At 54.2% G+C, this 17,505-nt stretch carries 25 protein-coding genes; 12 read left to right on the plus strand and 13 right to left on the minus strand.

The window, feature by feature from the left end:
• Positions 1-253: 253 nt before the first annotated feature.
• Positions 254-562 (minus strand): hypothetical protein, encoded by a 309-nt coding sequence (locus tag AC8GFP_RS01785; protein WP_506609661.1) that lies wholly within the window; start codon positions 560-562, stop codon positions 254-256.
• Positions 563-1,090: 528 nt separating this feature from the next.
• Here AC8GFP_RS01785 and AC8GFP_RS01790 point away from each other — a divergent pair.
• Complete coding sequence (locus tag AC8GFP_RS01790) at positions 1,091-1,231, plus strand: hypothetical protein (RefSeq protein WP_506609663.1); 141 nt, start codon at positions 1,091-1,093, stop codon at positions 1,229-1,231.
• Between the two features lie 54 nt (positions 1,232-1,285).
• On the opposite strand, the gene AC8GFP_RS01795 is transcribed toward AC8GFP_RS01790, so the two are convergent.
• The 4 genes from AC8GFP_RS01795 to AC8GFP_RS01810 form a co-directional block, all read right to left on the minus strand.
• Positions 1,286-2,470 carry a vWA domain-containing protein gene (locus AC8GFP_RS01795; protein WP_506609664.1) on the minus strand — a complete coding sequence of 395 codons (1,185 nt, stop codon included), beginning with the start codon at positions 2,468-2,470 and terminating at the stop codon, positions 1,286-1,288.
• Between the two features lie 6 nt (positions 2,471-2,476).
• Positions 2,477-2,773, minus strand: a complete 297-nt coding sequence (locus AC8GFP_RS01800; protein ID WP_506609666.1) for a type II toxin-antitoxin system RelE/ParE family toxin — start codon at positions 2,771-2,773, stop codon at positions 2,477-2,479.
• The gene (locus AC8GFP_RS01805; RefSeq protein WP_506609668.1) at positions 2,770-3,009 is read right to left on the minus strand and encodes an addiction module protein; all 240 of its coding nucleotides are present in this window, start codon (positions 3,007-3,009) and stop codon (positions 2,770-2,772) included. The genes AC8GFP_RS01800 and AC8GFP_RS01805 overlap by 4 nt, the downstream gene beginning before the upstream one ends.
• Positions 3,010-3,161: 152 nt before the next feature.
• The gene (locus AC8GFP_RS01810) at positions 3,162-4,016 is read right to left on the minus strand and encodes an AAA family ATPase (protein ID WP_506609670.1); all 855 of its coding nucleotides are present in this window, start codon (positions 4,014-4,016) and stop codon (positions 3,162-3,164) included.
• 87 nt (positions 4,017-4,103) lie between these two features.
• Between AC8GFP_RS01810 and AC8GFP_RS01815 the strand changes: the two genes are divergently transcribed.
• Positions 4,104-4,763 carry a c-type cytochrome gene (locus AC8GFP_RS01815; RefSeq protein ID WP_506609671.1) on the plus strand — a complete coding sequence of 220 codons (660 nt, stop codon included), beginning with the start codon at positions 4,104-4,106 and terminating at the stop codon, positions 4,761-4,763.
• A gap of 65 nt (positions 4,764-4,828) precedes the next feature.
• Here AC8GFP_RS01815 and AC8GFP_RS01820 read toward each other — a convergent pair whose 3' ends face one another.
• Positions 4,829-5,263 carry a DUF1841 family protein gene (locus AC8GFP_RS01820; RefSeq protein WP_506609673.1) on the minus strand — a complete coding sequence of 145 codons (435 nt, stop codon included), beginning with the start codon at positions 5,261-5,263 and terminating at the stop codon, positions 4,829-4,831.
• Between the two features lie 29 nt (positions 5,264-5,292).
• Here AC8GFP_RS01820 and pcaF point away from each other — a divergent pair, with 29 nt between their 5' ends.
• Positions 5,293-6,495, plus strand: a complete 1,203-nt coding sequence (gene pcaF, locus AC8GFP_RS01825) for a 3-oxoadipyl-CoA thiolase (RefSeq protein ID WP_506609675.1) — start codon at positions 5,293-5,295, stop codon at positions 6,493-6,495.
• An 8-nt stretch (positions 6,496-6,503) separates the two neighbouring features.
• Here the strand turns inward: pcaF and AC8GFP_RS01830 are convergent, their stop codons facing one another.
• From AC8GFP_RS01830 to AC8GFP_RS01845, 4 genes are all read right to left on the minus strand, one after another.
• Complete coding sequence (locus AC8GFP_RS01830; RefSeq protein ID WP_506609677.1) at positions 6,504-6,797, minus strand: type II toxin-antitoxin system RelE family toxin; 294 nt, start codon at positions 6,795-6,797, stop codon at positions 6,504-6,506.
• Entirely contained in the window at positions 6,784-7,038 is a 255-nt protein-coding gene (locus AC8GFP_RS01835; RefSeq protein WP_506609679.1) for a type II toxin-antitoxin system Phd/YefM family antitoxin, read from the minus strand. The genes AC8GFP_RS01830 and AC8GFP_RS01835 overlap by 14 nt, the downstream gene beginning before the upstream one ends.
• A gap of 116 nt (positions 7,039-7,154) precedes the next feature.
• Positions 7,155-7,292 (minus strand): hypothetical protein, encoded by a 138-nt coding sequence (locus tag AC8GFP_RS01840; protein ID WP_506609680.1) that lies wholly within the window; start codon positions 7,290-7,292, stop codon positions 7,155-7,157.
• Between the two features lie 91 nt (positions 7,293-7,383).
• Positions 7,384-8,157: a ferredoxin--NADP reductase gene (locus AC8GFP_RS01845; RefSeq protein WP_506609682.1), complete on the minus strand. Its 774-nt coding sequence runs from the start codon at positions 8,155-8,157 to the stop codon at positions 7,384-7,386.
• A gap of 116 nt (positions 8,158-8,273) precedes the next feature.
• Between AC8GFP_RS01845 and AC8GFP_RS01850 the strand changes: the two genes are divergently transcribed.
• The gene (locus AC8GFP_RS01850; protein ID WP_506609683.1) at positions 8,274-8,732 is read left to right on the plus strand and encodes a MaoC family dehydratase; all 459 of its coding nucleotides are present in this window, start codon (positions 8,274-8,276) and stop codon (positions 8,730-8,732) included.
• 21 nt (positions 8,733-8,753) lie between these two features.
• Here AC8GFP_RS01850 and trmL read toward each other — a convergent pair whose 3' ends face one another.
• Positions 8,754-9,236: a tRNA (uridine(34)/cytosine(34)/5-carboxymethylaminomethyluridine(34)-2'-O)-methyltransferase TrmL gene (gene trmL, locus AC8GFP_RS01855; RefSeq protein ID WP_506609685.1), complete on the minus strand. Its 483-nt coding sequence runs from the start codon at positions 9,234-9,236 to the stop codon at positions 8,754-8,756.
• 7 nt (positions 9,237-9,243) lie between these two features.
• Positions 9,244-10,083, minus strand: a complete 840-nt coding sequence (locus AC8GFP_RS01860; protein ID WP_506609687.1) for a ComF family protein — start codon at positions 10,081-10,083, stop codon at positions 9,244-9,246.
• Here AC8GFP_RS01860 and AC8GFP_RS01865 point away from each other — a divergent pair.
• The 6 genes from AC8GFP_RS01865 to AC8GFP_RS01890 all read left to right on the plus strand — a co-directional run bounded on the left by AC8GFP_RS01865 (position 10,082) and on the right by AC8GFP_RS01890 (position 15,734).
• Positions 10,082-10,990, plus strand: coding sequence for a class I SAM-dependent methyltransferase (locus AC8GFP_RS01865; RefSeq protein WP_506609689.1), 909 nt, complete (start codon positions 10,082-10,084; stop codon positions 10,988-10,990). The two genes, AC8GFP_RS01860 and AC8GFP_RS01865, sit on opposite strands and share 2 nt — an antisense overlap.
• 178 nt (positions 10,991-11,168) lie before the next feature.
• Complete coding sequence (coxB, locus tag AC8GFP_RS01870; protein ID WP_506609691.1) at positions 11,169-12,332, plus strand: cytochrome c oxidase subunit II; 1,164 nt, start codon at positions 11,169-11,171, stop codon at positions 12,330-12,332.
• 25 nt (positions 12,333-12,357) lie between these two features.
• Positions 12,358-13,989, plus strand: a complete 1,632-nt coding sequence (ctaD, locus tag AC8GFP_RS01875) for a cytochrome c oxidase subunit I (RefSeq protein ID WP_506609692.1) — start codon at positions 12,358-12,360, stop codon at positions 13,987-13,989.
• A gap of 23 nt (positions 13,990-14,012) precedes the next feature.
• Positions 14,013-14,621, plus strand: a complete 609-nt coding sequence (locus AC8GFP_RS01880; protein ID WP_506609694.1) for a cytochrome c oxidase assembly protein — start codon at positions 14,013-14,015, stop codon at positions 14,619-14,621.
• Positions 14,618-14,839 carry a DUF2970 domain-containing protein gene (locus tag AC8GFP_RS01885; protein ID WP_506609696.1) on the plus strand — a complete coding sequence of 74 codons (222 nt, stop codon included), beginning with the start codon at positions 14,618-14,620 and terminating at the stop codon, positions 14,837-14,839. The genes AC8GFP_RS01880 and AC8GFP_RS01885 overlap by 4 nt, the downstream gene beginning before the upstream one ends.
• Before the next feature lie 13 nt (positions 14,840-14,852).
• Positions 14,853-15,734 (plus strand): cytochrome c oxidase subunit 3, encoded by an 882-nt coding sequence (locus AC8GFP_RS01890; protein WP_506609698.1) that lies wholly within the window; start codon positions 14,853-14,855, stop codon positions 15,732-15,734.
• Positions 15,735-15,817: 83 nt separating this feature from the next.
• Here AC8GFP_RS01890 and AC8GFP_RS01895 read toward each other — a convergent pair whose 3' ends face one another.
• Positions 15,818-16,045 carry a twin transmembrane helix small protein gene (locus AC8GFP_RS01895; RefSeq protein ID WP_506609700.1) on the minus strand — a complete coding sequence of 76 codons (228 nt, stop codon included), beginning with the start codon at positions 16,043-16,045 and terminating at the stop codon, positions 15,818-15,820.
• Positions 16,046-16,060: 15 nt separating this feature from the next.
• On the opposite strand from AC8GFP_RS01895, the gene AC8GFP_RS01900 reads away from it, so the two are divergent.
• Together AC8GFP_RS01900 and AC8GFP_RS01905 are read left to right on the plus strand one after the other, a co-directional pair.
• Positions 16,061-16,825, plus strand: coding sequence for an SURF1 family protein (locus tag AC8GFP_RS01900; protein ID WP_506609702.1), 765 nt, complete (start codon positions 16,061-16,063; stop codon positions 16,823-16,825).
• Positions 16,806-17,501 carry a redox-active disulfide-containing membrane protein gene (locus AC8GFP_RS01905; protein ID WP_506609704.1) on the plus strand — a complete coding sequence of 232 codons (696 nt, stop codon included), beginning with the start codon at positions 16,806-16,808 and terminating at the stop codon, positions 17,499-17,501. Before AC8GFP_RS01900 ends, AC8GFP_RS01905 begins: the two co-directional genes overlap by 20 nt.
• Positions 17,502-17,505: the final 4 nt, after the last annotated feature.

Here is a 17,505-nt window from a genome sequence, read left to right on the forward strand (position 1 = left end):
TGTCTTACCGTTGAATTGAAACTGTATGTACCAAAACTTGGATCCATCTCGTTTTGTGACTGCCATTGTTAGTCGCCCCTTGATTGGTGATTAATTCACTGATGTGTGGAATATTCCAATGAAAGGCGTTCCTTGGACAACGGGGAAAACAGTGTTAAGTTATTGTTTGCAAAATGAATAAATCAACGAAGTTGATGTTTAGAAGGGTGGCACACCCTTCTAAACTGTATGGATGGTTAATCGCTAAGAAATACTATCTGTTGGAATTTGACTTGTTCTGACGCTTAAGTTTTCGGGTGATGTTGTAAAAGTAGGTTGGGGACCCTTTAATGGTGATATCTGCACCTTCAATGAATGCTCTTAAGACAACATCTCGACTCTCGTTCTGAAGGATCTGATAGATTGTTCTTGCTGCAGCTGCTTTGCTGCGCTGTTGGACCAGTTGTTCTCTTCCATCGTTAATGGCTCGTTGGTACAGTTCTGGATCGCTAGGAATCGCTGGTTGTTCAGTGGTGTTGGTTTGATCGTCTGGTTTGGTTTGTTCACTGTTTGTTTTTGTCACGGTAAGTTCTCCAAAGTTTATTGATAAGTTCACTGGTTGCGTTTGTGTCAGGATTTTCGAAACCAGAAATGTTCTCAATCAACATGAATACAACTTCAATAAATTGACTCTTGTGCAAGGTACAACCGTGATCAGACCGGATAAGTTCAACCAGTCGTTGTTGTTGTAGTTTTGAAAGTGTCACCTGTTGATTTCGTGTTCATCTGTTGAGAACATGAACGATCAACGGTTTTATTCTTTAAGACAACGGGTAAGTTTTAAGTGGCACTAAGTTGCTATACCGTTATTGGTTTCTGTGCGGCAATCAGTACTGGGGTTGAACTGGGCACACCCATTCCATCCCCACGTTAATGGATTCCCTTAAGTCTGGATAAATTGGGTGGCGTGCAGATAACCAACAGAAATATAAGAGTACTAAAGTAGTATTAGGAGGGGAGAGTTCTATCCATTGAACTACGGTGGCTGGCAGAGAATTGTAGGCTTGGGGTTTGCGCAGATTGTCACGAATAAAGACACAGGGAGCTTCTCATGGGCATGTGGATTGAGCTGGGCGTTTTTGGGCTGGTGTTTGTGTTCGCGCTGCACCAATGGCACGACTTGAAAAAAGAAAAGCTCAAGCGGGAGCAACAAAAAGCGGCAGCGGATGCCGAAACCCCAAAGGAAAGCTAAGCGGGTAGCGCTGGCGCAACACCGTGCATATTGAATCCGATTGGATGGGGTCAGTTATTTACTTAGCATCCGCATCGCGTCTTCCAGTCCCTTGAGGGTGAGCGGAAACATGCGGTTGCTGACCAGCTGTTGGATGATGCTGATGCTTTGCCGGTATTGCCACACACCCAGCGGCTCGGGGTTGATCCACGCAAACTTGGGGTAGGCGTGGGTTAAGCGTTGCAGCCATTCGGCACCGGCTTCTTCGTTGTTGTATTCCACGCTGCCACCGGGCTGCAAAATTTCATACGGGCTCATGGTGGCGTCGCCCACGAAAATGAGTTTGTGGTCTTTGTTGTACTTGCGGATCACGTCCCAGGTGTCGAATTTTTCGGCGAACCGGCGGCGGTTGTTTTTCCACAAAAAGTCATACACGCAGTTGTGAAAATAGAAAAACTCCAGGTGTTTGAACTCGCCTTTCACCGCTGAGAACAACTCTTCCACCCGTGACACGTGTTCGTCCATGGTGCCGCCCACATCCATCAGCAACAACAGCTTCACGTTGTTGTGCCGCTCGGGCCGCATCTTGATGTCCAAGTAGCCCGCATTGGCGGCTGTGCTGCGGATGGTGTTGTCCAAATCGAACTCGTCTTCCGCGCCTTCGCGGGCAAAGCGGCGCAGTCGGCGCAGCGCCACTTTGATGTTGCGTGTGCCCAGCTCGACGCTGTCGTCATAGTCTTGGAAAGCGCGTTGCTCCCACACCTTCACAGCGCTTTTGCCGCCGCCTTTGCCGCCAATGCGGATGCCTTGTGGGTTGTAGCCGCCATTGCCAAACGGCGAGGTGCCGCCGGTGCCAATCCATTTGTTGCCGCCTTGGTGACGCTCTTTTTGTTCTTCCAAGCGCTTCTTCAAAGTTTCCATCAGCTCGTCCCAGCCCATTTTTTCAATCGCGGCTTTTTGCTCGGGCGTGAGTTCGTTTTCCAGGGTTTTCTTCAGCCATTCCAGCGGTACATCGGCAGTGAAGTCGGTGAGCATCTCCACGCCTTTGAAATACGCACCAAAGGCTTTGTCGAACTTGTCGAAATGCTTTTCATCCTTCACCAAAATCATGCGGCTCAGGTGGTAGAAATCGTCCATGCTGCTCGATTCGCTTTGCGGCCCCACCACATTGGCTTGCAGCGCTTCCAAGAGCGTGAGGTATTCCTTCACGGACACCGGCAGTTTGGCCGAGCGCAAGGTGTAGAAGAAGTCGATCAGCATGGGGGATCAATCCTTGTTGGGCCAACGCTCAGCAGATTGACGGAAATGCAAGCAAGCAAGAATGATCACCTTTTTTCCTTCAATGTAATAGTGCAAGCCATAGGGGAAGCGCCTTAATTTCAACCAGCGAAAGGGTTCTCGTGTCACGGGATGCCGTTCAGGGTTTCGGGACAAATTTTCAGAACCAGCCGCAACGCTTCTCACAAAGGCGTCTCCTAATCCTGAGCGCAATCGTTCGTACCAAGCAAATGCCGCTTCAACATCCTGAGAGGCTTCAGGGTTGAAATTAACGATAAAGGTCAAAGCCTAACCCCAAGTTGCTGGGCAATGTCTTGGATGGAAACAGCGCTGTCTGGATGGTTTTGGGACCAAGCCAATCGGCGGTGCAATTCTTCAAAACAGCTGTCTGAAATAGGGGGAACTGATTCTGTTTCCAGGGAATCCCACAAGTCTTCAACCAGCTGCAATTTTTCTTGAGAGCCAAGTTGTTGGATGTTTTGGATCAATGAATTCATGGCAAGTCCTTGATTGAATTTCAAGCGGTGTGCGTGACATTGGTTTGTGTAAATTTCCGATCATTGTTTTGGAAATCCAAATGCAATTTCACATTCTGCCATTCGCTATGGATGATGCTGTCAAAACAGGTGTCTGGCAATGCTTCTTTCGCCATCTGGCAGGGCAGCATGGTCAATCAGCGGTTGCGGCTTTGCATGAACACCAGTTTCTCAAACAGCGTCACATCTTGCTCGTTTTTCAGCAGCGCACCCACCAGCGGCGGCACAGCCACTTTGTCGTCCTGGGTTTGCAGCGCGGCCAGCGGAATGTCCTCGGCCACCAAGAGCTTGAGCCAGTCCAAGAGCTCTGAAGTGGAAGGCTTTTTCTTCAAACCTGGCAAGCCGCGCACGTCGTAGAAGGTTTTCAAGGCGGCGGCCAACAGGTCTTTTTTCAGGTTGGGGAAATGCACATCAATGATTTGCCGCATGGTGTCGGCTTCAGGGAACTTGATGTAGTGGAAAAAGCAGCGGCGCAAAAACGCATCCGGCAGTTCTTTTTCGTTGTTCGAGGTGATGAACACCAGCGGGCGGGTTTGCGCTTTGATCAACTCGCGGGTTTCATAGCAATAAAACTCCATGCGGTCGAGTTCGCGCAGCAAGTCGTTGGGAAATTCAATGTCGGCTTTGTCGATCTCGTCAATGAGCAGCGCCACGGGTTCGGTAGCGGTGAAGGCCTGCCAGAGCACGCCTTTGATGATGTAGTTCTCGATGTTCTTCACCCGCTCGCCGCCATCGAGGTCGGCCATTTGGCTGTCGCGCAGACGACTCACCGCGTCATATTCATACAAGCCTTGCTGTGCCTTGGTGGTGGACTTCACGTGCCACTGCAACAAAGGCATGCCCAAAGACTGCGCCACTTCTTCGGCCAACATGGTTTTGCCGGTGCCCGGTTCGCCCTTGACCAGCAAGGGCCGCTTCAAGGTGATGGCGGCGTTCACCGCCAACATCAGGTCTTGCGTGGCAACGTAGTTTTCAGATCCTGCAAATTTCATGGAACAAGCCTTTGTGGTTTTCCGACACGGAGCTTACAAATCGCGTCGATATAATCTTTGGAGTTTCTCAATGATTGTCTATCCAAAATGAACAATTTTTTAAAGTCAGCGCTTCTCCTTCTTGTCGCTTGCGCGACCTCTTTTGTCCAAGCTGAAGAAGCTGGTGACGCCAAAGCAGGCGAATCCAAAATCGCTTTGTGCATTGGATGTCATGGCATCAAAGGCTACCAAGCCAGTTTCCCCGAGGTTTACAAAGTCCCCATGATTTCCGGCCAAAGCGCCAGTTACATCGTGTCGGCACTCAACGCTTATCAAAAAGGCGATCGCAAACACCCCACCATGCGCAGCGTTGCTGCGCCTTTGACCGCCAAGGACATGGCCGATATTGCCGCCTACTACGAGTCACATGGCAAAGACCCTGCTGTCACCTTGCCTGAGAAAGCCACCGAACCCAAAGGCAAAGTGGCCGAGTTGCTGGCCAAGGGCGCATGTGCTTCTTGCCACGGTGCCAACTACAGTAAGCCCATGGTGCCTGGCTACCCCAAAATTGGCGGCCAATACAAAGACTATTTGTACATGTCGCTCAAGGCCTACAAAGTCGACAACCAAGCCACTTGGGGACGCAATAACGGCGTGATGGGTGGCATTGCCAAGCAATTCACACTGGCCGAGTTGAAAGAAATTTCGGCCTACATTGCCAAGCAACAAGGCGAGCTCAAGACCGTGCCCCAGTCCAAGTTCCGCTGAAACATCGGTGTTTCAAACAAAAATAGCCCGCTTCAAGCGGGCTTTTTTGTGAGCGTTGAAATGATTCAGTCCCGGGTGGCGCGGCGCTGCACCGCGTCAATATAGGCCTGCCCGTCAGGCGGGCGACCACTGCGCTGACTCTCCCACAACATGGTGCCCAAGCACTCCATCACCTCGTGGTGCGCCTCGTGAACGCTGCTGCGCTTGGAGGCCAGCAACTCCACTGCTTGGCGGATGCCGCGGGGCTGGTCGATCGAGCACTGCTCGCTGATGGACAAGTGCATGGACAGGTGCAAGAAGGGGTTGTTTTGGCCGTTCTCGCCTGTGAACTGCTGCGCCAAGGCGTTGGCTTCATCGGCCAGCACAGCGTGGTATTCGGGGTGCTCGGCCACCCATTCACCGGCCAGCACTTCCAAGGCGTCAATCAAAGAATGCGCTTGATGCTTGGCATAGACTTGACAGAAGAAGCGACGAACATCGTCTTGAGAGGGGCTGTACATAGCTCCAGATTGTCAACCAAGAGAATTTCATGAACCAAGCCTTTATTTGTGACGCCATCCGCACACCCTTTGGCCGCTACGGTGGTGCTTTGAGCAGCGTGCGCACCGACGATTTGGGCGCCATTCCCATCAAGGCCTTGATGGCCCGCAACCCCAGCGTGGACTGGGCGGCCGTCACCGATGTGCTGTATGGCTGCGCCAACCAAGCCGGTGAGGACAACCGCAACGTGGCTCACATGAGCAGCTTGTTGGCCGGTTTGCCCCTGGATGTGCCGGGGGCCACGATCAACCGGCTGTGCGGCTCTGGTTTGGATGCAGTGGGCACGGCGGCACGCGCCATCAAAGCGGGCGAAGCAGGCTTGATGATTGCCGGCGGCGTGGAAAGCATGAGCCGTGCGCCCTTCGTGATGCCCAAAGCCGAAACCGCCTTCAGCCGTGCCAACACGGTGTTCGACACCACCATCGGCTGGCGCTTCGTCAACAAGCTGATGAAAGAAAAATACGGTGTGGACGCCATGCCCGAGACGGCCGAGAACGTGGCCACCGACTACAAGATTGAGCGCGAAGCCCAAGACTTGATGGCCATGAACAGCCAACTGCGGGCCGTGGCGGCCATCCAAGCCGGGCACTTGGCGCGTGAAATCTGCCCGGTCACCATTCCCCAGAAAAAAGGCGACCCGCTGCTGGTGGACAGCGACGAGCACCCGCGTGAAACCAGCTTGGCAGCGCTGGCCAAACTCAAAGGCGTGGTGCGCCCCGATGGCACGGTGACCGCGGGCAATGCTTCTGGCGTGAACGATGGCGCTTGCGCCTTGCTGCTGGCCAGCGAGGCAGATGCCGCCAAACATGGCCTCACGCCCAAAGCCCGGGTGGTGGGCATGGCCACAGCGGGCGTTGCACCGCGCGTGATGGGCATCGGCCCCGTTCCTGCCACGCAAAAAGTGTTGGCCCAGACCGGTTTGACGCTGGATCAGATGGATGTGATCGAGCTCAACGAAGCGTTCGCCGCGCAAGGCTTGGCAGTGCTGCGGCTGTTGGGCTTGCAAGACGAGGACCCGCGTGTGAATGCTTGGGGCGGCGCGATTGCCTTGGGCCACCCGCTGGGCGCATCTGGCGCTCGATTGGCCACCACCGCCATCAACCGGCTGCACGCCACCGGTGGCCGCTACGCCTTGTGCACCATGTGCATTGGCGTGGGGCAGGGGATTGCGTTGGTGATTGAGCGGGTTTAATTTGAGCTTTATTTGGTGCGTTTAATTGCGATCTGATAAGCCCCATCATGATCACGTCTGCCAATGGCAATCACCAAAACGATCAATCGTTGATCAATCACTTCGTAAACCAAGCGGTAGCCCAAGTCTTGCAATTTGATTTTGTAGGTGTTTTGCAAGTCCCCGCGCAATCTGGCAGATGGCACATGTGGCGCTTGGAGGCGTTTTGAAAGTACCTTGATAAGTTGTGTTCTGACCGAGCCGTCGAGTTTTTTCCACTCTTTCAAGGCCAGCTCATGAAACTCAAGCTCATAGGTCTTCAAGCTTCACCTTCACGGTCGGACCGCCAGCACGGGCTTGGGCGGTCTTGGTCAGCGCGGCGTCTTCCAGTTGTTCCAACATGTCCTCGTAAGCGGCTGCGGAAATCAAATACGCGGCAGGTTTGTTGTGGTTCAAGATGGCCACAGGGGCGACGTTGGCCACATCAATGACTTCAGACGGATTGCGGCGCAAATCCGTCATGCTGACTGTGTTTTTTGCAAAAATGGTTTGCGTGATGGACATATTTAGCACCTAAAAAAGCACATTATTTTGTGTATTTTTTGAAATGTCAATCAACCAATGCTTAAAACCAGACAGCATCACGCGTCGGCATGGGGCGTTCCAGCTCAATTTTTTGCTCAGGGAAAGTTAAGCACTTTGGCCCCCTTGGCATCGAACCACACCGCCGCATTGGCAACCATGGCCATGCCACCGCGTTTGAACATTTCGTGTGGAATGGCTTGGCGAAGCACCTCCCTGACGGCGGGGGTGAACAAGGTGTTCTATTGCTTTAAAAACGCACGGCGCGTTCGAATTTTGCAGGGACGGGCAGCGTTGACCGTGAGCGGCCAAGACACCATCACAGGGTCACTGCTCCACAAACGCCCGCTCCACCACGAAGTCGCCGGGGGTGGTGGTGTTGCCTTCTTTGAAGTGGCGCTCTTCCAGCAGGGTTTTCAGGCTTTTCAGCATTTCTGGGCTGCCGCACAACATGACGCGGTCGGTTTCGGGGTTGAGCGCTGGCAGGCCGAGGTCGGTGAACAGCTTGCCGCTGTCCATCAGGGCGTTGATGCGGCCTTGGTTGCGAAATGGCTCGCGGGTGACCGTGGGGTAATACAGCATTTGGCCGCTGACCATTTCACCCAACAGCTCGTGCTGCGGCAGCTCTTGCGTGAGGTAGTCGTGGTAGGCCAGCTCTTTGACTTCGCGCACGCCGTGCACCAAGATGACTTTTTCAAAGCGCTCGTAGGTTTCGGGGTCGCGGATGACGCTCATGTAGGGCGCCAAGCCGGTGCCGGTGCCCAGCAAATACAGGTTCTTGCCGGGCAGCAAATAGTCGATCAGCAGGGTGCCGGTAGGCTTGCGGCCGACGATGATTTTGTCGCCCACTTGGATGTGCTGCAGCCGTGAAGTGAGGGGGCCGTCTTGCACCTTGATGCTTAAGAACTCGAGGTGTTCCTCGTAGTTGGCACTCACAATGCTGTAGGCGCGAAGCAGGGGTTTGTCATTGACTTTGAGGCCAATCATGGTGAAGTGGCCGTTGGAAAACCGCAGGGCCTGGTCGCGGGTGGTGGTGAAGCTGAACAGGCGGTCGGTCCAGTGGTGGACGGTTAAAACGGTTTCTTCGTGAAAAGCGCTCATGGCGTGGGGTTTCTTATTTGAAAAAAACAGATTTTAGGTGACCCATTTGGCGGGCTCTGGCGCGGCTGTCCCGCGCAGGATTGACGGCAGGGGGTGTTTGAACGACATTTGCCCCCATGAAAAAAACATTTGAAACCTTTGACGAGGTGGCCCAACACGTGGGCCAAGACGTCGCCATCAGCGATTGGCTGACCATCACCCAAGCGCAGGTGAACCAATTTGCGGATGCCACCCACGACCACCAGTGGATCCACCTCGACCAAGAACGCGCCAAGGCAGGGCCCTTTGGCAGCACCATCGCGCATGGCTTCCTGACCTTGTCTTTGTTGCCCTGCATGTTCGAGTCGGCGTTTGAAATTCACCAAACCCGCATGGGCATCAACTACGGTTTGAACAAGGTGCGGTTCACCGCGCCGGTGCCGGTGGGCAGCCGTTTGCGCGGCCACATGCATTTGCTGTCCTGTGAAAACATCGATCCGCTGGGTTTGCAAATGACGTGGCAGGTGACGGTGGAGCGCGAGGGCAGCGACAAACCGGTGTGCGTGGCCGAGTCGGTGGTGCGTCAATACGCCTGAGCGGTGCCCTGGTTCAAGGCTTTAAACCGACGCGTTGTTGGGCACGGCAAAGCCTTGTTGCCGCCAAGCTTCGTACACCGTGATGGCCACGGCATTGGACAAATTCAGGCTGCGCTGGCCGTCCAACATGGGCAAACGCATTTTTTGGGTTTCTGGGAAAAAGGCCCGAATATCGGTGGGCAAACCACTGGTTTCCGACCCAAACACCAGCCAATCGCCAGGCTGAAACTGGCAACCGTGCACCGCGTGTTGGCCGTGGGTGGTCAAGGCAAAGCAACGGTTGGGCGCGGGCTGCTCGGCGCTTAAAAATGCTTGCCAACTGGCGTGGCGTTTGACCGTGGCGTACTCGCGGTAGTCCAAACCGGCGCGGCGCATTTGCTTGTCTTCCATGGAAAAACCCAGCGGCTCAATCAGGTGCAAGGCGCAGCCGGTGTTGGCCGCCAAGCGAATGACATTGCCAGTATTGGGTGGGATTTCAGGGTGAACCAGAACGATATTGAACATGGGGAACTCAGTGGCCAAGCGCTGATTGTGGCGGCTCTAAGCCGGTGGCACGGGCCAACACAATGCAATCGACGCTGGACACGCCCGCCGACCGCAAAGCCTCGGTGCAGGCCCGCAAGGTGCTGCCGGTGGTCAGCACATCGTCCACCAACACTACCCGCTGGCCGAGCAATGTTGAAAGGTAGCGTGGGTTGCAAGCCATGGCATGGGTCAGGTTGTGCAGCCGGTCTTCACGGGGCAAAGCTGCTTGTGACGGCGTGTCGCGCAGACGCAGCAAGGCATCGGGCAGGGTTTTGTGCGGCGACAAAGCCCGCGCCAGCAACAGCGATTGGTTGAAGCCGCGCTGTTGCAAGCGCTGGGCCGACAAGGGCACCGGCAACAGCAGATCGGCTTGCTCAACCAACTGTTGGATACCTTCAAGGGTTTGCATTTGAAGGGCCAAAAAACGCACCAAGCCTGCTTCGCCTTGGTATTTGAAGGCGCTGATCAAATCGGACCAAGGCGGTGCATACGGCAGGGCGGCGAGGCAGCGCTGCCAAGGTGGGGGCGCCAACAAACAGCTGACGCAAACGGGCGGTTCGCGGGTGTTGGTGCTGAGAGGACCATGCCCCTGCTTGGAGGATGTCGGCGCGGCTGCAAGCGGCATGGCGCAGCTTGTGCATCGAAGCACCGGCCCGGGCGCGGCAGACAAACAGGCTGTGCACAAGGTTTGCGTGGCCCAAGCATGACAGACCCTGCACAGACTGGGCCAAGACCATGGCTTGCTGAATGTCTGATGGCTTGACCAGGTTCGGTATGCTTTGCGGATGAAATTCATGCCGTCAATATAGGGAACAACTTCGCTCATGAGTGTGATCCCTGCACCCGAAAACAGTGACCCGTTGCCACCGCTGGACGCTTTGGCCAGTCAGCATGTGTCCTTGAAAGCCAGCCGCGCTGGTCAACCTTGGTTGCACAATGAAGTGGCACGGCGCATGTCGCAGCGTCTGGCGTTGATTCGTCATCCGGTTCAACATTGGGTGCACTGGGCACCGCGCACAGGGGGCTTGGCATCGCAAGATTTGTTGGAAAGTATTTTTGCCAAAGCCAGTTGCACTGTGGTGCAAAGCCATGAAGCAGACGTGGTGTGGGCGAGTCAAGCCCTGCAACGTCCTTGGTGGCGGCGGTGGGTGGGACCGCAGCGCCGGTTTGGGCTGTCAACCGATCAAGCCGCGGACATGCTCTGGTCCAACATGGGTTTGCACATGCAAGCCAACCCAGCGCAATGGATGACGCAGTGGGCCAGCAGCTTGAACCCAGCAGGTTTTGTGATGTTTTCCTGTTTGGGGCCCGACAGCTTGCGCGAGTTGCGCCAGCTCTATGCCAGCTTGGGCTGGCCTGCGCCCAGCCACGATTTCACCGACATGCACGATTGGGGCGACATGCTGCTGAGTTCGGGTTTTGCAGCGCCCATCATGGACATGGAGCGCATCACGCTCACCTACGAAACACCAGAAGCTTTGCTGAATGAATTGCGCAGCTTGGGACGCAACCTGAACCCACAGCGGTTCAGTGCTTGCCGGGGTCGGGCTTGGCTCAATCAACTGCACCGGCAGCTCCGAGCCAAGCTCTCTGACTCGGCGCATGGTGGTCGTTTGGCGCTGACCTTCGAAGTGATTTATGGCCATGCTTTTAAAGCCCCCTCACGCTTGGCTGTCAAACCGGAGACACAGGTGAGCTTGGCGCAAATGAAAGCCCAACTCAAACGCGGCTGATGCATGGTTTTTCGGGAATGTATTTCTCAAAACAACATGGGACCCCACAAGGGTGCAGGGGCTTTTCCACTTGTTGTTGGGGTCATGCAAGCTAGCTGTCAGATTCCCCTCAGTGTTCCGTTGCTAGAATCTGCCAGTTAAGCGGCAAGACTTTTTCTGTTGACTCTTTACAAACATGATGAACAACATTTACAAAAAATTGGAAACTGCATCTTTGGCACTGGCTGCCTATGGTGCAACCGCAGCTTGGGCTGTCAACGATTTGCCTGGCGGCCCTGCGGTCAACCAGTTGAATTTGCATCCGCCAGTCACCAAAATTGCCGAGCAGCAAGTTTGGCTGCACTGGTTCATGTTGATCATTTGCACGGTGATTTTCGTGGCTGTGTTTGGCCTGATGTTCTATTCCATCTTCAAGCACCGCAAATCCTTGGGTCACAAGCCCGCTACTTTCCACGAGTCAGTCAAAGTGGAAATCGCTTGGACCGTGGTGCCCTTCATCATCGTTATCTTGATGGCGCTGCCAGCCACCAAAGCGGTGGTGGCCAGCAAAGACACCTCCAATGCCGATCTCACCATCAAAGCCACTGGCTACCAGTGGAAATGGGGGTATGACTACATCAAGGGCGAGGGTGAAGGCATTGGCTTTATCTCCAGCTTGGACGAGAAGCAACGTGCCATGTCTGACAGCGGCAAGCCTGAGCCCACCGACGACTACCTGCTGAAAGTAGACAACCCGATGGTGGTGCCAGTGGGCAAAAAAATCCGCATCATCACCACCTCCAACGATGTGATTCACTCGTTTGCTGTCAACTCGTTTGGCATCAAGCAAGACGCCATCCCTGGTTTTGTGCGCGACACCTGGTTCCGCGCAGAAAAAACCGGTGATTTCCGTGGCCAATGTCAAGAACTGTGTGGCAAAGAACACGCCTACATGCCCATCCACGTGAAAGTGGTGAGCGCTGAGGAATACACCGCATGGGTGGCAGACCAAAACAAAAAAATGGCCGCCAAACAAGACGACCCCAACAAAGTTTGGACGTTGGCTGAGCTGACTGCCAAGGGCAGCAAGGTTTACGAGGCCAACTGCCAATCTTGTCACCAAGCCACCGGCCAGGGCATGGGCCCCATCAAGGGTCTTGATGGTGCTGCTGTGGTGTTGGATGCCGACAGCTCCAAACAAATCAATGTCTTGCTCAATGGCCAAAACAACCTGACCATGCCTGCTTGGAAACAACTGAGCGACACCGAAATTGCTGCTGTGATCAGTTACACCAAAAACAATTGGTCCAACAAAACCGGCCAGTTGGTGCAACCCGCCGAAGTGCGTGCAGCCCGTCAGTAAACCCAACGATATCTAAGGAACAATCATGAGCGCAGTTCTCGATCCCCACGGCCACGGGGCCGCAGACCACGGGCATGACGATCACCACGGTGCACCGCACGGATGGCGTCGTTGGGTTTATGCCACCAACCATAAAGACATTGGCACGCTTTATTTGCTGTTTGCCTTCACCATGTTCATCATCGGTGGCGTCTTGGCGTTGCTGATTCGCGCCGAGTTGTTCCAGCCCGGTTTGCAATTGGTCAACCCCGAATTGTTCAACCAATTCACCACCATGCACGGCTTGATCATGGTGTTCGGCGCCATCATGCCTGCCTTCGTGGGCTTTGCCAACTGGATGATTCCGTTGCAAATTGGCGCTTCAGACATGGCCTTTGCCCGGATGAACAATTTCAGCTTTTGGCTGATGATTCCCGCTGCCCTCATGCTGGCCGGTTCCTTCTTCATGCCCGGCGGCGCCCCCGCCACAGGCTGGACCATTTATGCACCACTGACCCTGCAAATGGGCCCGTCCATGGATGCCAGCATCTTGGCGTTGCATTTGTTGGGTGCCAGTTCCATCATGGGCTCGATCAACATCATCGTCACCATCTTGAACATGCGTGCCCCTGGCATGACACTGATGAAGATGCCCATGTTCGTGTGGACATGGCTCATCACTGCTTATTTGCTGATCGCTGTGATGCCTGTGTTGGCTGGCGCCATCACCATGGTGCTCACCGACCGTCATTTCGGCACCACCTTCTTCAACCCTGCCGGTGGCGGTGACCCTGTCATGTTCCAGCACATCTTCTGGTTCTTTGGTCACCCCGAGGTGTACATCATGATTTTGCCGGCCTTTGGCATCATCAGCCAGATCGTGCCTGCTTTCTCGCGCAAACGTTTGTTTGGCTACGCCTCCATGGTTTATGCCACATCCTCCATCGCTATCTTGTCCTTCATTGTGTGGGCGCATCACATGTACACCACGGGCATGCCGGTCACGGGCCAATTGTTCTTCATGTACGCCACCATGCTCATCTCTGTGCCCACGGGCGTGAAGGTGTTCAACTGGATTGCCACCATGTGGAAGGGTTCCATGACCTTTGAAACCCCCATGCTGTTTGCTGTGGGTTTCATCTTTGTGTTCACCATGGGTGGCTTCACTGGTTTGATTTTGTCCATGGCCCCCATCGACTTGCAACTGCAAGACGGTTATTACGTGGTGGCCCATTTCCACTATGTGTTGGTGGCTGGTTCTTTGTTCACCATGTTCGCTGGTTATTACTACTGGTCACCCAAGTGGACGGGCGTGATGTACAACGAAACACGCGGCAAGATTCACTTCTGGTGGACCCTGATTTCTTTCAACGTCACCTTCTTCCCAATGCATTTCTTGGGTCTGGCCGGTATGCCTCGTCGCTATGCTGACTACCCCATGCAATTTGCCGACTTCAATGCCTGGGCTTCGTTTGGTGCCTTTGCCTTTGGTTTTGCGCAGGTGTATTTCTTCTTCTTCATTGTGTTGCCCACCATGCGCGGTCAAGGTGAAAAGGCAGCGCAACGCCCTTGGGAAGCTGCTGAAGGTTTGGAGTGGGAAGTGCCTTCCCCAGCGCCTTTCCACACTTTCGAGAACCCACCCAAACTCAATGCTGATGCCAATCGCATCGTGGCTTAAGTGGTTTCAACAAAAAGAATGTCATGAGATTGCGCCAAAACAATTTATTGATGCTGCGAAAACTGACGGTGGTGGCCTTGGGCATGTTCGCCTTTGGCTATGCCCTCATCCCCATTTACAAACACATTTGTGAGATGACCGGCATCAATATTTTGGCGCTGGGCGAAAAAGAGTTGCCTGGCTCTGGCAATGCGCGTTTGTCCAAGGCTGACAACAGCCAGATCGACACCAGCCGCACCATCACCGTGGAATTTGATGCCAACGCCAGAGGTCCTTGGCAATTCCAACCCATGCAAAGTTCTGTGCAGGTGCACCCAGGGCAACTGATGTCAGTCATGTACGAATTTCAAAACGTGCAAGACCGTTCCATGTCAGCCCAAGCCATTCCCAGCTACGCGCCCAGTGAAGCCTCAGCCCATTTCAACAAGATGGAATGTTTTTGCTTCAACCAATACACCTTGGCGCCAGGCGAGAAAAAACAATGGCCGGTGGTGTTCGTGATTGACCCCAAGCTGTCGAAAAGCGTCAATACCATCACCTTGTCCTACACATTCTTTGAAGTGGGCAGCAAAACACCCGCGGCTCCTGGCAGCAAGGTCTCGGCTGTGTCCGTGAGCGGTGAAGGCGTATGAACGACCAGTTGGCGCAGCCTGTTGTGGTGGTCAAGCGTCCTTTGTGGCGCTCCATCGTCGCGGTTGCTTGGTCTTTCATCGGTATTCGAAAAAACAGTGAATTTCAAGAAGACCTGTCGCACATCACCCCCTTGCATGTTCTGGGTGTGGGCTTGGTGGCAGGTTTGTTGTTTGTGATCGGGTTGATCGTTGTCGTCAACTTGGTGGTTGCGAAATAAAAGGAGTCGATTGATGAGCAGCTCAGCACATGGCGCAAAGCCGTATTACTATGTCCCAGAACCTTCGCGCCACCCTGCGTTTGCGTCCTTTGGTTTGTTCTTCGTTATCTTGGGTGCAAGCCAGTGGATGAACGATGTCAGCTGGGGCAAATATTCACTTTTTGCCGGCTTGGCCATTTGGTTGTTTGTCTTGTTCCAGTGGTTCAGCGACGCTATCCATGAAAGTGAAAGCGGCAAATTTGGTCGCAAAATTGATCTGTCTTACCGCTGGAGCATGAGCTGGTTCATCTTCTCTGAAGTGATGTTCTTCGGCGCCTTCTTCTCTGCTTTGTGGTGGGCGCGGGTGCACTCGGTGCCCGAGCTTGGCAATGTCGAGCATGCCTTGCTGTGGCCCGATTTCAAAGCCGTCTGGCCCAGTGTGGCAGCCGGCGCTACCGCATCTCCTGGCGGCATCATCGAGCCATTCCAAACCATGACACCGTTTTGGTTGCCCACCATCAACACCGCTTTGCTGTTGAGCTCAGGCGTGACCTTGACCATTGCACACCATGCATTGCTTGAGGACAACCGCTCCAAAACCATTCAATTCATGTGGCTGACTGTCTTGTTGGGCGTGATTTTCTTGGGCGTTCAAGGCTACGAGTATTACCATGCCTACGTCGATTTGAATTTGAAGCTGACATCAGGTGTCTATGGCTCAACCTTCTTCATGTTGACAGGTTTCCATGGCTTTCACGTGCTTGTGGGCATGCTGATGCTGTTGTTTGTGACGCTGCGTTTGCAAAAAGGTCACTTCTCATCCAGCAACCATTTTGGTTTTGAAGGCGCTGCTTGGTATTGGCACTTCGTGGATGTGGTGTGGCTGGGTTTGTACATCTTGGTCTACTGGATCTGATTGAATCATTCAACACAAAAGGGCCGCGTTTGCGGCCCTTTTCGTTCTCAAGTTGAGACGGATGATTGTCCGAGTTGGCCCCTTCAAGCAGCCGGCTTGAGGGGAATACCTGTGGGTTGAAGCCAACCCATTTTCCAACTGAGCAAAATACACAGGAACAAAACAATGGAGATGCCTACCCGAAACGCCAAAGCACGCATCATGCGCTGCGTTTTGGGCGTGCCTTCATCTTCCCCGCGCATCATGAAAAACAACGCGGTGGCCAAAGCGGCCAACACACCCAAAAAAAACACAGCAATCAAAATAGTCATGGGAGCCATTATCCAGTGAGTTCAAGCCAGAACCAGCACCAACCGGGGAATGCCACTTGGCGACGCGTAGTCGTTGCTGTAGCGGCGCTGGCTGGCGTGCTGATCACCTTCAACCTGGGGCAGTGGCAGCTGTCCCGTGCACAAGCCAAACTGGGCCTGCAAGCCAGCATCGAAGCTCAAGCCTTGCAAGCCCCATTGAGTGCTCCAGATTTTTTGCAACAACCCACGCTGTGGCAGCAAGTGCACCGACCCGTTCAACTGGAAGGTCAATGGTTGTCCGACCAAACTGTTTTTTTGGACAACCGCAACCACCATGGGAAAGCGGGCTATTGGGTCATGACACCTTTGCGCTGGGCGCCAGGGCAAGTGGCTTGGGTTCAAAGGGGCTGGGTTCAACGTGATCCTGTCGATCCTCGCAAAGTGCCCAGCATTGAGACACCGCCAGCGCTGGTGACCGTTCAGGGCAAGGTGGCCGCTCCTTTGTCCCAGATGGTGCAATTGGCTGATGGCGAGACCTCGGCACAATCCCTGCCACGGATACAGGCCAATTTGGACATGGTTCAGATGCAAGCCTTGGTCACCGACAATGTGGCCGGTATCTTGATTCAAACTGGCGAAGCTTCAGAAGGCTTGCGGCGTGATTGGCCGGTGGTGGCTTCAAGTGCCGATAAAAACAAGGGCTATGCGTTCCAATGGTTTGCCTTGTGCGCCTTGATCGCGGGTCTGTACCTCTGGTTTCAATGGATTCAACCTCTGAAGCATGCAAAACAAACAAACTGATGCCCATGAACCCCATGCTTTGAGCATGACGGTCTACGATCTGCCTGACCCGGCTGCAGCGGCCAACGAAGATGCAGGCCGCACAACCGCCGGTCGCTTGCGCATGCTCTTGGTTTTACTGATCTGCGCCTCGCCTGTGCTTGCGTCTTACTTCACTTTTTACGTGCTTCGACCAGACAGCATCAAAAGTTTTGGCGAACTCATCATGCCAGTCAAGTCCATCCCTGCCTTGCAAGCCCAAGATTTGAAAGGCACGGCTGTGTCTTTACAAAGTTTGAAAGGTCAGTGGTTGTTGGTGAGCGTGGCACCCGCTGCTTGCGATGAGGCTTGTCAGCAAAACCTGTATTTGCAGCGGCAGATACGTGCAACCTTGGGGCGGGAAAAGGAGCGTACCGATTGGGTTTGGCTCATCAGTGATGATGCCCAAGTCAACCAACAGGTGTTGCCGGGCTTGACTGAAGCTGTGGTTTTGCGTGTTCCGGAGTCTGCCATTGCCCAATGGTTGACGCCGCAAACGGGTCATGCGTTGCAAGATCATTTGTACTTGGTGGACCCTCACGGTGATTGGATGATGCGTTTCCCAGCCAAGCTTCAATCTGATCAAGCGCCCAAATTGCGCCGCGATTGGGAGCGCTTATTGCGAGCTGCTGTTTCATGGGACCAGCCAGGACGTTGACACC

This window comes from Limnohabitans simekii (SeqCode) (assembly GCF_965234735.1).
Lineage (GTDB): Bacteria > Pseudomonadota > Gammaproteobacteria > Burkholderiales > Burkholderiaceae_C > Limnohabitans > Limnohabitans simekii.

Bases quoted from the DNA above. Each gene is read 5' to 3' on its own strand.
- AC8GFP_RS01790 (WP_506609663.1), top strand. From the start codon at position 1,091: ATGGGCATGTGGATTGAGCTGGGCGTTTTTGGGCTGGTGTTTGTGTTC.
- AC8GFP_RS01795 (WP_506609664.1), bottom strand. From the start codon at position 2,470: ATGCTGATCGACTTCTTCTACACCTTGCGCTCGGCCAAACTGCCGGTG.
- AC8GFP_RS01810 (WP_506609670.1), bottom strand. From the start codon at position 4,016: ATGAAATTTGCAGGATCTGAAAACTACGTTGCCACGCAAGACCTGATG.
- AC8GFP_RS01815 (WP_506609671.1), top strand. From the start codon at position 4,104: ATGAACAATTTTTTAAAGTCAGCGCTTCTCCTTCTTGTCGCTTGCGCG.
- AC8GFP_RS01820 (WP_506609673.1), bottom strand. From the start codon at position 5,263: ATGTACAGCCCCTCTCAAGACGATGTTCGTCGCTTCTTCTGTCAAGTC.
- pcaF (WP_506609675.1), top strand. From the start codon at position 5,293: ATGAACCAAGCCTTTATTTGTGACGCCATCCGCACACCCTTTGGCCGC.
- AC8GFP_RS01835 (WP_506609679.1), bottom strand. From the start codon at position 7,038: ATGTCCATCACGCAAACCATTTTTGCAAAAAACACAGTCAGCATGACG.
- AC8GFP_RS01845 (WP_506609682.1), bottom strand. From the start codon at position 8,157: ATGAGCGCTTTTCACGAAGAAACCGTTTTAACCGTCCACCACTGGACC.
- AC8GFP_RS01850 (WP_506609683.1), top strand. From the start codon at position 8,274: ATGAAAAAAACATTTGAAACCTTTGACGAGGTGGCCCAACACGTGGGC.
- trmL (WP_506609685.1), bottom strand. From the start codon at position 9,236: ATGTTCAATATCGTTCTGGTTCACCCTGAAATCCCACCCAATACTGGC.
- AC8GFP_RS01865 (WP_506609689.1), top strand. From the start codon at position 10,082: ATGAGTGTGATCCCTGCACCCGAAAACAGTGACCCGTTGCCACCGCTG.
- AC8GFP_RS01860 (WP_506609687.1), bottom strand. From the start codon at position 10,083: ATGAGCGAAGTTGTTCCCTATATTGACGGCATGAATTTCATCCGCAAA.
- coxB (WP_506609691.1), top strand. From the start codon at position 11,169: ATGAACAACATTTACAAAAAATTGGAAACTGCATCTTTGGCACTGGCT.
- ctaD (WP_506609692.1), top strand. From the start codon at position 12,358: ATGAGCGCAGTTCTCGATCCCCACGGCCACGGGGCCGCAGACCACGGG.
- AC8GFP_RS01880 (WP_506609694.1), top strand. From the start codon at position 14,013: ATGAGATTGCGCCAAAACAATTTATTGATGCTGCGAAAACTGACGGTG.
- AC8GFP_RS01885 (WP_506609696.1), top strand. From the start codon at position 14,618: ATGAACGACCAGTTGGCGCAGCCTGTTGTGGTGGTCAAGCGTCCTTTG.
- AC8GFP_RS01890 (WP_506609698.1), top strand. From the start codon at position 14,853: ATGAGCAGCTCAGCACATGGCGCAAAGCCGTATTACTATGTCCCAGAA.
- AC8GFP_RS01895 (WP_506609700.1), bottom strand. From the start codon at position 16,045: ATGACTATTTTGATTGCTGTGTTTTTTTTGGGTGTGTTGGCCGCTTTG.
- AC8GFP_RS01905 (WP_506609704.1), top strand. From the start codon at position 16,806: ATGCAAAACAAACAAACTGATGCCCATGAACCCCATGCTTTGAGCATG.